This window comes from Haladaptatus ordinarius, assembly GCF_054177595.1.
Window position 1 is genome coordinate 1 of the sequence record NZ_JBPEHH010000097.1, and the last position, 13,792, is coordinate 13,792.

At 54.6% G+C, this 13,792-nt stretch carries 9 protein-coding genes and 1 pseudogene; 7 read left to right on the top strand and 3 right to left on the bottom strand.

Features of this window, described 5'->3' with window-relative positions:
- Positions 1-124 precede the first annotated feature (124 nt).
- Together ACR3FF_RS21985 and ACR3FF_RS21990 are read left to right on the top strand one after the other, a co-directional pair.
- Entirely contained in the window at positions 125-946 is an 822-nt protein-coding gene (locus tag ACR3FF_RS21985; RefSeq protein ID WP_458190292.1) for a DUF389 domain-containing protein, read from the top strand.
- Positions 947-981: 35 nt separating this feature from the next.
- The gene (locus ACR3FF_RS21990; RefSeq protein WP_458190293.1) at positions 982-2,079 is read left to right on the top strand and encodes a YihY/virulence factor BrkB family protein; all 1,098 of its coding nucleotides are present in this window, start codon (positions 982-984) and stop codon (positions 2,077-2,079) included.
- Between the two features lie 431 nt (positions 2,080-2,510).
- On the opposite strand, the gene ACR3FF_RS21995 is transcribed toward ACR3FF_RS21990, so the two are convergent.
- Positions 2,511-4,931: an amino acid permease gene (locus ACR3FF_RS21995; RefSeq protein WP_458190294.1), complete on the bottom strand. Its 2,421-nt coding sequence runs from the start codon at positions 4,929-4,931 to the stop codon at positions 2,511-2,513.
- A 147-nt stretch (positions 4,932-5,078) separates the two neighbouring features.
- Positions 5,079-5,762: a potassium channel family protein gene (locus ACR3FF_RS22000; protein ID WP_458190295.1), complete on the bottom strand. Its 684-nt coding sequence runs from the start codon at positions 5,760-5,762 to the stop codon at positions 5,079-5,081.
- A gap of 578 nt (positions 5,763-6,340) precedes the next feature.
- Here ACR3FF_RS22000 and ACR3FF_RS22005 point away from each other — a divergent pair.
- The 5 genes and pseudogenes from ACR3FF_RS22005 to ACR3FF_RS22025 all read left to right on the top strand — a co-directional run bounded on the left by ACR3FF_RS22005 (position 6,341) and on the right by ACR3FF_RS22025 (position 12,405).
- On the top strand, positions 6,341-7,084 hold the full coding sequence (locus tag ACR3FF_RS22005; protein ID WP_458190296.1) for an Lrp/AsnC family transcriptional regulator: 744 nt from the start codon (positions 6,341-6,343) through the stop codon (positions 7,082-7,084).
- A gap of 287 nt (positions 7,085-7,371) precedes the next feature.
- Positions 7,372-7,513 (top strand): annotated as a pseudogene (locus ACR3FF_RS22010) (DUF7558 family protein); the annotation flags it as partial.
- 32 nt (positions 7,514-7,545) lie between these two features.
- Entirely contained in the window at positions 7,546-7,830 is a 285-nt protein-coding gene (locus ACR3FF_RS22015) for a hypothetical protein (protein ID WP_458190297.1), read from the top strand.
- Positions 7,831-8,452: 622 nt separating this feature from the next.
- The gene (locus tag ACR3FF_RS22020; RefSeq protein ID WP_458190300.1) at positions 8,453-9,742 is read left to right on the top strand and encodes an orc1/cdc6 family replication initiation protein; all 1,290 of its coding nucleotides are present in this window, start codon (positions 8,453-8,455) and stop codon (positions 9,740-9,742) included.
- A 1,379-nt stretch (positions 9,743-11,121) separates the two neighbouring features.
- Positions 11,122-12,405 carry a Cdc6/Cdc18 family protein gene (locus ACR3FF_RS22025; protein ID WP_458190298.1) on the top strand — a complete coding sequence of 428 codons (1,284 nt, stop codon included), beginning with the start codon at positions 11,122-11,124 and terminating at the stop codon, positions 12,403-12,405.
- 290 nt (positions 12,406-12,695) lie between these two features.
- On the opposite strand, the gene ACR3FF_RS22030 is transcribed toward ACR3FF_RS22025, so the two are convergent.
- Positions 12,696-13,673, bottom strand: a complete 978-nt coding sequence (locus tag ACR3FF_RS22030) for an MBL fold metallo-hydrolase (RefSeq protein ID WP_458190299.1) — start codon at positions 13,671-13,673, stop codon at positions 12,696-12,698.
- Positions 13,674-13,792 lie beyond the last annotated feature (119 nt).

Consider the following 13,792-nt stretch of genomic DNA (forward strand, 5'->3'; position numbering starts at 1 on the left):
TCTCCCGAACACGTGGTATCGAGAGGCGAGACAACCAGCTCCGTCACGCCAGACGCTTCTTGAGGAGGTGAATGCAGCACTGTATGCTGGTTTTACGTCTTAACCGAATACGAATGGGGCAACCATGTACGCAACACTATTACGCTCGTCGATGCTCGTGACACCAGTCCTCAATATCGCGACGATATCCCAAATAGGTGGTCGGACGTCGCCTGGGCCACTCGCGATTCTGGTCGGCATTGCAGCCGGTGCTGCGGCCGTGGTCAGCCTGGCGACTCATGACAGTCCCTCGGGTGCACTTGTAGGCGTCATGGTCTCAGCAGCGCTCATCCCGGCAGCCGCGACAGCTGGTCTCGGTCTCGCCTGGAACTTCCCCCGCGTCGCTCTCGGTGCAACGGTACTGTTGATCATTAATCTCGTCATGATCAATATAGCCGGCCCGGTCGTTCTCTGGCTAATGGGCTACCGACCTGATGGATGGGAGGAGAATCCCATCAAGTTGATCGAAAGTCCGCGAGTCTCGCTTCAAACGATGAAGCGATACACAGCATCAGTGGTCGCGGTGCTCCTCTTAGTTAGCGCGATGAGTTCCGGCGCTGTCGCGTTCACTCAGCAAATCACCTACGAACAGACTGCGAAGTCGTCGGTCGACGACGTTCTTGACCAGCCAAAGTACCAGGAGGCCAAACTAAAGAAAGTCAGTGTCAGCAAGGATTACCTCAGCATGGATCAGAAGACGCCGGCTCGCGTCAGTGTCGTTATCGGTGAACAGAATGGATCTTCGTATCCGCAGTTGGCCGGCGAGATCCAAAAGGAGATTATGGATGATGCAGGCATCCCCGTTACCGTCTCCGTCACAATGGATACCCAGAAGAAAGACACTTCAACAGCCAACCATAAACAGATGCAGAAGAAGGAGAAACGGTGGTTGGTGAGTAGTAACTAGAATTCCTCTCATACTCACCAACTCGTAATAATACCATGATTCCAACTCGAACGCAGCGTGCAGTAACGCTTGTCAAATCCATTGCGTACGAGATTCGGACAGAAAAGGTCACGTTCATGGCCGCCAGTATCGCCTATCACGCGTTCATTTCGTTGTTCCCTCTCTTGCTTCTTTTACTCGCTGTAATTTCAACGGTCGGTAACCTATCGCTAAAACAGGCCTTCATGGAGCTTGCACAGACGATGCTCACCCCTGGCGCAAGCGAAGTGCTGATCGGCGAACTACGGCGGGCGAGCACGTCAACTGGAATTTCGATCGTCAGCATCAGCTTCTTCCTCTGGGGCACCTTACGAATCTTTCGAGGGCTGGATACGGCGTTCTCCGACATTTATGCGTCCCAGGCAAGAAACACGCTCGTCGACCAGTTTGTCGACGGACTGGTTGTACTGACGACGGTTACTGCCATCATCATGGTCACTATTGTCGTTGAATGGAAGGCCTCCATGCTTCCTGTGGGCGATTTCGACTGGCCACTCAGGCACCTGGTGCTCGTCGGCGGCATGCCATTCATGTTCCTCCCGATGTACTACGTCTTTCCCGATGTGGACGACCTGAGTATCCTTGAAGTGCTACCTGGTGTGCTGATTGCGACGATTGGAGTGACGACGCTCGAGTCGCTGTTTCAATTCTATATCTCATTCAGCAGTAAATCGCCCAATCAAAGCATTGTCACGGCGTTTCTGGTGCTCCTAATGTGGCTCTACCTCAGCGGCGTCGTAATCCTGCTCGGTGCCGTGGTAAACGCGGTCACCGCCAACCGGAGCCAGAATGTGAACGTTCGGCCGCTGATCAATGGTGTGCCGTTCAAGGAGCAGGTTCCCGAATCGGACATTGAAGAACTCCTCGCCACACTCGATAAACTCGACGAGAGTACAACCCGTGCTGAAAGTATTGTATTGGACATCGACGGTGAAGACGTGGTGCTCCCCTCAGCCGACATCTCCCGCGTCGAGACCGGCGAATCGGGAGTGCTCCACGGAAGCGGTCTTGTCGGAGTCGAATTCTACTGGTCGCCAAAGAGACGGTGTGACGAACGCTCAGATGATCTGCAAGACACATTTAAAAGGGGTTAATGCCGTCCTCGGATGCCTACGAAAAGGCGCGAGCAGTGTATACGTAGCGACGTGGGAAGCGTGTATTTGAGAATCGCTGTACCGAACCCAAAGCCGGTGAAGGCAGCCAACACAACGATATTTGATCGCGTAGACCGGTGAGCCGAACGACGAAACGGCAGTTCTAAAACCTCGGCGATGACGAGAGTGCCCATCGAAAGACAGTCGAATACTGCAAACACAGTGGACACGATGTTCAAGGTCGGATCACGATTCAAAGAGAAGAACGGATACGAAGCGTCTCCGTGACCGACTCGGAAAAACACGAATCCAATACCGAGATACAAAAACAATCCGACTGCAGCCACGCACATCCCTATAAAAGAGACGGAACATACGACCGCCAACCATCTTTCGAGTGGGGTAGCCATGATCACTCAGACGCTATTCGATCACAGCCACCGTTCGAGCCGTGAGACGATTCCGAGATCGCGCTTCGCCATGATGACCGTACTTTTCGCTCGCCAGCCGATTTGTTCGGGAATCACCCCGAAGACGAACTGCTGAAGCAGTCCCTCTCGTGTTGCGCCGACGATCGTCAGATCATATGACTCAGACCGGTCGACGACCGTTTCGACGATGTCGTCACCTTCGAGAACGCTCGTCGACACCTGTTGCTGGTTCTGGAATCGATTCGCTGTTTTATCTAGTATCTCCTGTGCATCTTGGCGATCTTGGTCAGTTGCACCTGCTTCGAGGATATGAATGATCTCTACTCCAGCATCAGTCGAACGCGCAACCGTATCTGCAACGTCCGCGGCGAAGTCGGCGTGCGGGCCGCCCGCGGTCGGAACGAGGATCGAGTCCACCGTGCCCGCGTCAGTACCGATTCGCTCGACGAGCACATCACAACTCGCATTTTGGACGACATCGTCGACGTTACTCCCGAGGACGATATCGCGACGTTGGGTCTTGCGCTGGCCTTTCCACCCCATCAATACGACGTCACTGTCGTACTGATCCACGGTATTGAGGATCGCCTGTGATACGTCGTGGCCGATTCGAATCGTCCCACTCACCGGCACATCCGCTTCGCGGGCGATTTCCATCGCTTCGTCGAGCGTTTCAGGTTCATTCGTCACGAACTCACGGCCCTCCGAGGGTGGCGTCTGCTGGGGCACCGTTACGACGCTCATCACAAGGATCTCCCCGTTCGGATACGTCTCTTCGTCACGTGCGAGGTCAACGGCGGTTCGCATCAACTGCTCGGCATTTGCTGGATTCGCGATGGGGACGACGATCTGGTTCTCTGCCTCAGCTGCCGGTTCGGGGGAGACCACGGTCGGGGTCTCCTCTTCGAGTTGCTCGGCTTCCTGCTGTTTCGAGTAGCCGTAGTAGATACCGAGTCCGAGGAGCATCCACACCGCTGTCGTGACCAGCGCAACGAATCCATGGGAGTTCTGCCCCGAGAAACCGGGCTGCAGGCCGAGTTCGAGTAAGAGGAACGGCGTGAGCAGAATCTGGAGGACGATTCCGATGAGCGGCGGCCACGGCATGTACGGCACTTTGTACGTCCGAGGCAGGCCGGAGTGCGTCTGGCGCATCCGGATGACCGTCCAGTTCACCTGCACGAACAGCAGGATGAACATGATATCCGCGGAGGCAGCTACGCTCTCGATGGGAAGTGAAACGGCCATTACGGCGATGATGATTGCTGAAATCAGGATCGCCCAATGAGGCGTTCGCTTGTCAGAGTGAATGCTGTCGAAAATACTTGGGAGCGCACGGTCACGGCCCATTGCGAACGAGACGCGACTGGACGAGTACACCGTCGCGTTCAGCGCGCTCATCGTTGCTGCCAACCCAGCAAACAGCAAGAGAGGTACGCCGTAGGGAACGAACTGGCCCGCCGCACTGATAATACCGAGTTCGCCCATGTAGCCGAGTGCTTCCCACGTCGGGAGCGATGGACTCGCACTGCTCGGAATCGACGTGCCGGAGATGAGTTGTTGTGTCACGTCGATACCACCGATGGCCGCGAATGCGACGAGCACGTAGATCGGAACGACGATGTACATCGAGTAGAATACCGCCTTCGGCACATTTGTTCCGGGGTCAACGACTTCCTCACCGGATTGGACGATAATCTCGTACCCCTCAAACGCGATGTACGTGAATCCCATTGCACCGACGATGCCCATCCAGCCCGCAGGTGCGAAGCTGGGACTGTCGAGGAACTTCGCCGTCCAGTTCGGCTGTTGGAAGGTCGCCCAGATACCGAACCCGACAAAGAGACCGAGGATGACCACTTTGACTGCAGTGACGATGACTCCAGCCTTCCCCGTCTCTTCCGCCCCGCGGAAGTTGATGTATGCGAACGCCGAGATCATCAATACCGCAAGTAGTTTCTCGTAGACGATGATTCCGAATCCGAACGCCGGGAAGTGAAGAAGACCCAGGTATTCGAGGAAATGGACGAAGAACGTTCCAAAGGTTACAGCGTATAGCGAACACGCGACTGCGTGGGCGAACCAGCTCATCCACCCGGCGTAGAAGCCGTTGGGGTCAACGAGCGCTTCTTTCACCCAGAGGTAGCCCCCACCCGCCTCGGGGAACGCTGCACCGAGTTCCGCGTACGAAACGGCGGTGAACATCGCGACAAAGCCGTTGAGGATGAACGCGACGGTGAGGGCGGGGCCGGCGATACCCGCTGCAAAGCCGGTGAGCGCGAAGACACCGGCGCCGATCATCGCGCCGACGCCGATGAAGGTGATGTCGAACAGGCTCATATCGCGGGAGAGTTCGGTTTCGACCTCCCCCGTCCCCGTCTGTTCCGTCTCTACTGTCTCTTCGCTCGTCGGTTCTTTAGCCATACGTACACACTCTGCACACTGAATACTGGAAAAGTAATTGGTCTTTTAAAGTGTATGAGGAAAGCTGAAAGGGTGGGCTGCGAGTGAAAGACGGTGGCCGGCAGAATCGTCCCATGGCAATTTTCTCCTCCTCCGCCTCCACCAGTCTTACTGGAGTCGGTCGCTTTCCGACCCCGTGAACAGTTCCATGACTTCCGGTGCGAATCCTCGCTTCGAGAATACCGTGACGAGGTCACCGGGTTGGATTTCCGTCTCGCCGCGTGGCGTGATGACCGACTGGTCACGCTGGATCGCGACGACGAGAATATCCTCGTCTAAAATTCCTATCGTGTTCGCTTCTTGGAGCGTCGTTCCGGCGATTTTGCATCCTTTCGTGGCCGTTATCTCGAAGACTTCTGCCCCATCGCCGAGATGCATGAAATCCTTCACGGAGGGACGCTGAACGGCACGGTAGAGATATTCTGCGATGAGGTGTTGTGGGTTTTCGATGACGTTCACACCCAACTGGCGGAATACCTCCATATGTTCGGAATTATGTACGACCGAGACGAGCGATGGAATTTCGAGTTCTTTGGCGAGCAACATCACCATGATATTGGTCGCGTCTTGGTCAGTCGTACCCAGAATCGCGTCGGCTTGCTCCGCACCTGCTTCCTCCAACGTCTCGATGACGGTCGCATCGTCATTGATAACCAGACAATCGTAGTTTGTCGCCGCCATCTCGGCGGCATTCGAATCCTGTTCGATAACGACGACATCGTTGTGTTGTTCTGTAGCAAGCCTGATCGATTGTCGCCCGATACTGCCCGCCCCGACGATGATAAGATACATCTCTTTGGAATATCTACTAGCTCATAGTATATAGGATTACCCAACTAGGTATATAAGTATCCGGCATGAAGTACAATTTTGACCCATCGATATTCCGGTTCCAATAACGACCTGTCGGAATCGATAGCTGAGGAGCTAGCACCCCTCGATGATGCCACACTTCGGGAGGTCATCGACTACGCCCAAACCCTTCTCGACGAACGGCTTCCATCGAAGGTATTGATCGAAACAGCGGCTGAAGAAGAGATCGTCAGTATCAGTGAGCGGTTTGGATACACCCTGATAACGAAAACACAACCGTGCGCAGATGGATGTGCTGACTGCCCGCATGGGCCGTATCTCTATCGAGTTCGAATCGAAAGCTCGATAGTGGGTGGTAACCCGGCGCTTCACTGGTCGTTCCTCGGTCACGTTGAAACGTAGATCGGTTCCAGCATCTCTAATACGCTAGTAAGTAGCGCACCTTCGAACGACAGTGACCGTCACCATCGGACGAAGCTGCCAGACAATCCTCATTGATGGTCGAGCCGAAAGAGAGGACGAAAAACGGTTTTAGCGTGCTCCTGATTGACTTAGTCATGGGATATCGGCTCGACGAAATCGACAAGCGGATCATCTATCGTCTGATGCAAGATGCACGAAACACTTCTGCACCGCAAATTGCCGACGAAGTGAACGTCTCAGCCGGAACGATACGGAATCGCGTCCAGAAGATGCAAGAGCACGGAATACTCACCGGATTCCACGCAAACGTCGATTTCGAGCGTGTCGACGGGCAATTGACGAGTCTGTTCATCTGTACGGTCGAGGTGCCGAGCAGGGAGGGACTCGCGCAGCGCATTCTCGAAATTCCCGGCGTCATTAACGTCCGTGAATTGATGACCGGACGGGGCAATCTCCACGTCAAAGCGGTAAGCGATGATACGGGTGATCTCTCCCGAATCGCGTACGAGCTTTCTAACTATGGACTCGACATCGAAGGTGAGGATCTCGTGCAGAACGAGCGTTTCCACCCCTATCACCAGTTCGGGCCAGACGAACAACGCGGCCACATTTCGATGGCCGACCTGGTGAGTCTCTCAGGCGAGGCAGATGTCGTCGAGTTGGTGATCGACACTGACGCTCCCATCGCCAACAAGACGCTGAAAGAGGCAGGACAGGAAGGGATGATCGGCGACGAACTCCTCGTGATTGCGGTCGAACGTGACGATACGGTTCTCACTCCGAAGGGGAGTACTCGAATTCAGCCGGACGATGTCGTGACGGTTTTCTCCAGAGAGGGTGTTTCCGAAGACGTTCTTCGAGAATTCGTGGGTGAGTAGTAACGGCGATTTGGCCCTGCCAATCAGCCACCGACCACGATAGCTGGGTTAAGTGACATCCTCCCCGCCGTGAACGGCGGGGCTTCCCACACGGTGGGAATGCCAGTCAGTCGTCGCTGGCTGTGAGTTCCGACTCCCGAAACGTCGTGAGGGTCATTTGCGCTGGTACGCTCGTCTCACGGTGAGTCGTGGCCGTGTCACTACGGCCCCCATCCCGAGGCGAGTCATCGCCTGCCTGTTTCCACGGCAGGCTCTCTCCCCACGGGTCTACGCGACGTGCAATGGTCACACTTGCAGTGGTCACGCGGTATCGCGTTGAACTCGGACACCTCAAGGGGGCCCCTGCAGCTCTGTGCCCGGTGCTGTCCCGGTGGACCGGCAACGTACTGGACGCGAGAGCTCGATGAGCACCGCGTTGGAGGAGAATAGCACGAAATCGGTGAGCCATCGATAGGGACCAAGTGAGGCTCACATCGAACACACTCAATGACTATTCGTCTGATAGGCTCCAGCACGTTGCGCGTTATGCTGAAGAACTCGCCGAGTACCAGGAACGTGAGGCCCGCCTCGCAGAGGACGACGACGAAGACGAGATCGATGAGCGTCTCGACGACCTTCCGGATGATGTCCCATCGAAGGCGACGATCACGGTGAAAGAGATTAACGACAACCGCTACTACTGGCAGTGGCGTGATGGCGACAAGATCCGCTCCAAATATAAGAGTCCGATTAATCCCGACGACTAGCGGAGAGAGCGTCAGGGGAGAGTCTAACTGGTGTCAATCGACCCCCCGTGTTCGAAGTGAAAATCGGGAGTAATTCCTACAAGAATCACGAGAGAGACCAGTTTACACTTCGATGACGGGGGGTGTGTCTGAGCAAGGTTTACACATCGATGATAGGGGGTGTGCCCACGTAGTAGTTACACATCGATGACGGGGTGTCAGACGTTCGGCTTACACTTCGATGACGGGGTGGCAACAGAATTGCTGACGACCACACTATCAGTTCTGTTGCAGATCGAGGGGATACTCAGTTACACATCGATGGCGGGGGGTCTGGGTGTCCCTATACTTCGTTGCCGGTTCCAGGTCTAAGAGACTGAATGGCGAGAATACAAGCGATAGCGCGTCCGTATCACTTGGATAAACATCGATGAAGGTGAATCTTTTTAATGCTCCGGCATGCAGTAAGCATATGACTGGTAGCGATCAGGAGGGAGCGGATCAATCTACCCTAGATGAGAAAACGCGTTCTAATGTGGACGAGGAATTAATCGAACCTGTCCATGAAGATACTGCTGGAGACACGATCCCCGATCAGGATAAGGAAGCGACGACGGATAGTAGTCAGCTGTCGATCCGAGACATGCTCGATGTCGAGGGGGAGACATCAGTTTTCGTAAATCGGGACCTCGTCGAGCCGGACACGATCATCGACGAGGAGCGAATCGTGGGCCGCGACGAGCAGCTTGAATCCGTCGTTTCATTTCTGAAGCCAACGCTCCAAGGAAACCGCCCCCCGAATATGCTCCTATACGGTCCTGCTGGGACGGGTAAATCGCTAATTATCGGCGCAGTCACGCAGCAAATCATCGAACTCTGTCAATCCAAAGGCGAACGATTCGGCGTAGTCGATATCAACTGCCAGCCGATTAACACCCTTGATCAGGCGGTCTACGAACTCGTCCAGACTGTCGCGAAGGATGTCGGTGCAGCGACCGGCGTTCCCGAGACGGGCGTTTCTACAAAGCGCAAGTACCGACGTCTGTACGAACTCATCAACGACCATTACGACTCGGTCATATTCATCCTCGACGAGATTGACCTCCTGGTCGGCCGACGATCAAACGAGGAACCCGCTTATTCGAAACTGCTGTATCAGTTGTCGCGCGCGAGTAATACGAACGAGATCGAAGGACGAGTCTCGGTCGCAGCGCTGACGAACGACCCGAAGTTCATGGAGGACATCGACGGTCGTGCTGAAAGTTCGTTCAATCCTCGCGACGTCTACTTCCCCGACTATGATGCCAACCAATTGCGCGAAATCCTCGGTAATCGTCGTGACGCATTCCGCCAAGATGCATTAGAAGATGACGTAATCCCACTAGTTGCTGCATTTGCGGCGCAAAGTCACGGTGACGCGCGAAAAGCAATCGACCTGTTCCGTGGTGCCGGAGACCTAGCGGATGAGCGCGGTGACGCGGTGGTTCGCGAGGACCACGTTCGTGAGTCCCAAGAAGAAATCGACAAAGACCGCTCGATGAAACTCGTTGAGGGACTCACGACGCAGAAAAAGATCTCGCTATACTCCACAGCTGCTGTCGCCTGTTACTCGAATCGGTCGCGAAGTTCTGTCCCGAGCCCAGCAGGATTCAAGGTATACCAATGGGTGACTGACAAACTTGATGCCGACCAGATGACTCGGGAGACGTACGTCAAGTACGTCAAGGAACTCTCCACGTATGGTCTGGTATCAACGGCTCGGAAGAGTCGCGGTCGCGGTGGCGGGATGTACATGGAGTTCACGTTCACAGGAGATCCCGAAGCGATGATGAGCCGGATCGTCGACGACACGCGCTTAGAAGCTATTGACGAACAGGAAGAACTCCTCCGAACCGTCGTCAATTCCCAGCTAAAGCAGTTCCACGATAAGTAAGGGGGGCATCGATCCCGTACGTCGGTTATTGAATGGACCCACCCCCCGTGTTCGATGTGTAAACTCGAACGCCCTCCAGAACATCGGTGTTGTGAGGTTCCGGGGAACCGGTTGAGCAAGCTATCCCCGATGGGTGGACGAAGGGCACAAGCGTCTCCTCCAGCGGTTCCCGTGAACCCTCACCCCCCGTCATCGAAGTGTAAACGACGGGGAGGGCGGATGGCATCACTGGTGGTGGAAATGTCTCGATCGGAGGGAAAGGCCACGAGAAACCTGAAAACAGCACGAAGAGAGAAAAAGATGAATCCTCTGCGGGACTCCATCGACGCTCGGTTAGTCGGGAGACTTCTCCTCCTACTACTCGCGCTGACTCTATCGCGGATATAGTTGTGCAGCCTACCACATAAAACTTTGTCAGACATTATGCATTCGTTATGAGGATGAAATTCTGGAAGGTGAGACGGTCTCCCTGGTGTGTGCGAGTCTGTCGACGATTTTGGGTACTTTTGCACTCTAACCCCTACCCCTCCTTACGGTTTTACACATCGATGACGGGGGGAGGGAGTGAGGTCCGAGAAACTTCCGCAGTAAGTCACTCTTCACTGGTCGTCACGAACTCTGTCAAAACAACTCTCGAGTCTCGGCCAGTTCTCGTTGAATTACTGTCCTGACCCACCCGAGAAGAGCGATCAAGCTCTCGACAGCAAGGAGGAGCTACTTCTCGTGACATCTTCCTCGCCGTAAGCGGCGAGGTTTCCCCTGCATGGAGAATACCAGTCATTCGTCGCTGGTACGTCATTTCCGGTTGGGTACAGGTGTGTCGGTGTTCTATCTGGCGGTGCGACAGGACAACGAATCGGAGACGATCTTTGACTGCCTTGGTCGGTTCATCAGAACTGCTAGTGATCTCATCGAAATCATCGACGTGACCGATTGACACCCACCCTCTCACACAGCGGTTTTCCTGAGTTAGCCACACGAAAGTGAGGTCCAAATTGACGATGGTGACTCCGTAACAGCGGTTTTCCTGAGCTAATCGCCAGACGTAATAGCCTTCGCTTCAACTCAAGCTCACACTACTACTACTACTACTACTATCTATTATAGATGTATTGGTAGTAGTAGTAATTGCTGGTAACCTCTTTCAGCAAAAAGTCGTAGACACGGTTGCGTCTGACAGCAGTTTTCCTGAGTTACTCATTCTATTCCTGACGTCCATTTATACATGTCCGTGGTGAGCCAGTGTAAGCGCTCTTCTACCGACAATGGGCGGGGACTCAGGAAAACCGCTGTGTGAGAGTGAGAACTTTCACCCGACTCAAGAAACTCGGGAAACTCGGGAAAGGTTAATATGGTTAGATACATCAATACATACTCACATGGACGACCTTGATTCAATCTTCGCTGATGACGTCGAGCTGATAAAGAACGCCGATGTCCTCGAGGAAGACTACACGCCCGAGCAGATCATCTGCCGGGACGATGTTCTCGAGCAGTACACCAGCGTTTTCAAACCAATCTACAAGGGTCGCCCTCCGCAGAACGCCTTTCTGTATGGCGATACAGGTGTCGGAAAGACCGCGGCGACGAAATACCTGCGAGAGAACCTCGAACACGACATCGAACGGAAGAACGAACAACTTCCTGAAGATGAGCAAATCACCCTCAACGTCATCTGGATCAACTGCGAGAATTTCACAACGGGTGACCACAAAACCTCATCGTACCAAGTGGCTGTTGGAATCGTGAATCGGCTTCGGGACACGGGCAACCGAATCACGGGGACTGGCTATGCTCCACAGGACGTCTACGACATCATGTACGAGGAGCTCGACAACCTCGATGGAACCGTCCTGGTGATTTTAGACGAGGTCGACAAAATCGGGAACGATGATACCCTCCTCTACGAACTTCCCCGCTCTCGAGACATCGGGTACGTCGAAAACGTCCGGGTTGGCGTCATCGGCATCAGTAACGATTACACGTTCCGAAAGAACCTCTCTCCGAAGGTCAAAGACAGTCTGTGTGAAACCGAGATCAAGTTCCCCGCGTACGATGCCAAAGAACTCGGTGAAATTCTCAGTGCCCGTGCGGAACTGGCCCTCTATGACGACGCCTACAATCAGGAGACGATAACCCTCTGTTCGGCACTCGCATATCAGGAGGCGTCAGGAAGTGCTCGCCGAGCGATTCGACTCCTCCGACGGTCAGCCGAGATCGCTGAGGAAAATGGATCGACCCAAATCGAGGAGGGCCATATCCGGCAGGCTGACAAGGATCTTGAGTATGGGAATATCGTCGAATCAATCGTCGACCAAGATGATGAGAAACTCTACATTCTCAAGGCACTCGCCCATCTCGACACTGCCGGTCTCACGCCAGCGCGTACACGTACGATTCACACGGCATACGCCCGTGTGGTACGTGCCTATAACCAGGAGAGTGGAAAGGATCCGCTCACCCAACGTGGGATGTTCAACCACCTCTCGAAACTGGTGATGTTCGGCTTCGTGAATACGATCGACCACAATAAGGGCGTGGGCGGCGGCCAATGGAACGAACACGAGTTCAGCGATGACGTCGACTCGCAGAAGATAAAAGACGCCTTCGCGGATCGCAACCTCCAGTGGCTGAATATTGACGTCCGCGGAATCAAAGACTAACTCAGGAAAACCGCTGTGTGAGTGGCCTGTCATCCCGTGGCATACCTACTCAATCTCCTTTCGGATCGCCCCGTTCTGGGATACGAGGAATTCCACGACAATCTCGGTATTTGGACACTAACCCCGACAAGTAGCTGTTTCCAAATTCGCCGCTCCATTAACCAACAATCCTATCGCGGCTGTTGGTTAACCAGACGTAACCGACGTCATGTCTTACCCCGACCTATTCCCAGACTCGGAATTCCCGACACATATTGTCGAGACTCTCGACAATCGATTACCATCGGTTCTCAACGGTGTAACGCTGCGAACTTGGCTTCCACGTTCTCGGTAGTCGTATATTCGCCCTCGGTGGTCTCCAAAACGCCGTGGCGTGCAAGATGCGAAAGATGAGCAGAAGCTTCCCCTGGCCCGTGAAGGACGTGAATCCCTTCCAAATCACCAAATAATTCGGCACTCACTGTCCAGGTATCCACCGGTTGCATGTCTTGGACAACCCGGAGGACGCGCTCAGCACGGTCGTGGTGATGCTCGATGATTTTTCTGGCTCGTCTTGCTGGCGCTTGAATCGGGTCGCGATGTCCTGGGTAGACTTGGGTGTAGCCTCGACTCGTAAGTGTCTGGAGCGTCCCAAGATAGGTCGCCAACGGCGTCTCCACGCGGACGTCTGCCCCTCCAATATTCGGCGTATATTTCGGCAAGAGCACGTCGCCGCCAAATAAGATACGGCGATTCGCTATCTCGAAGTCGAGGCCAGCCAGTCCGGCAGTGTGTCCCGGGAGATGCGTGACGGTCCCCGTGAAATTTCCTACGGAAATTGTATCTCCGTCAGTGAGGGGAGTCACGTTGACCGACTCGCCACGGACATGCTTGTGCGTCTCGAAAAACGTTCGGAGTTCATCGCGCTTTGGCTCGGGCATTCCCCACGCATCGTATAGCGGTTCGTGCCGCTTGACCTGGTCCTGCCAGCCAGGAGCACCTTGCGCAACCAGCGATGCATCAGCCTCGTGGGCATAGACATCGGCGCCACTCACCGCCTGCAATTCGCCGGCGAGGCCAGCATGGTCGGCGTGCCAGTGAGTGAGGAAAATCCGGTCGAGATCCTCGAACGCAATATCGTACTCGCCGAGGCCAGCGGCGAGTTGCTCGCGGGTGGTATCAGTCGCCACCCCTGGATCGATCAAAACAAAGTCTGTGACTCCGAGCAAATAGGCGTTATTGTTGCCTTCGAATTCGGTATTGTCGAGTGAAATACGATGAACGTGCATTTTCGGTACTTCCCATCGAGTCAGTGGATAGTCACGACTGACGGGGTTAGATTCTCAGGAAGCGTCTGGATGGGTGATTATGAGATTTCTCTACCATCCAGACACTGTTCTTACGGCTG

Excerpts from the sequence above, each read along its gene's own strand:
- ACR3FF_RS21985 (WP_458190292.1), top strand. The coding sequence starts at position 125 with ATGTACGCAACACTATTACGCTCGTCGATGCTCGTGACACCAGTCCTC.
- ACR3FF_RS22025 (WP_458190298.1), top strand. The coding sequence starts at position 11,122 with ATGGACGACCTTGATTCAATCTTCGCTGATGACGTCGAGCTGATAAAG.
- ACR3FF_RS22030 (WP_458190299.1), bottom strand. The coding sequence starts at position 13,673 with ATGCACGTTCATCGTATTTCACTCGACAATACCGAATTCGAAGGCAAC.
- ACR3FF_RS21995 (WP_458190294.1), bottom strand. The coding sequence starts at position 4,931 with ATGGCTAAAGAACCGACGAGCGAAGAGACAGTAGAGACGGAACAGACG.
- ACR3FF_RS21990 (WP_458190293.1), top strand. The coding sequence starts at position 982 with ATGATTCCAACTCGAACGCAGCGTGCAGTAACGCTTGTCAAATCCATT.
- ACR3FF_RS22005 (WP_458190296.1), top strand. The coding sequence starts at position 6,341 with ATGGGATATCGGCTCGACGAAATCGACAAGCGGATCATCTATCGTCTG.
- ACR3FF_RS22020 (WP_458190300.1), top strand. The coding sequence starts at position 8,453 with ATGCTCGATGTCGAGGGGGAGACATCAGTTTTCGTAAATCGGGACCTC.
- ACR3FF_RS22000 (WP_458190295.1), bottom strand. The coding sequence starts at position 5,762 with ATGTATCTTATCATCGTCGGGGCGGGCAGTATCGGGCGACAATCGATC.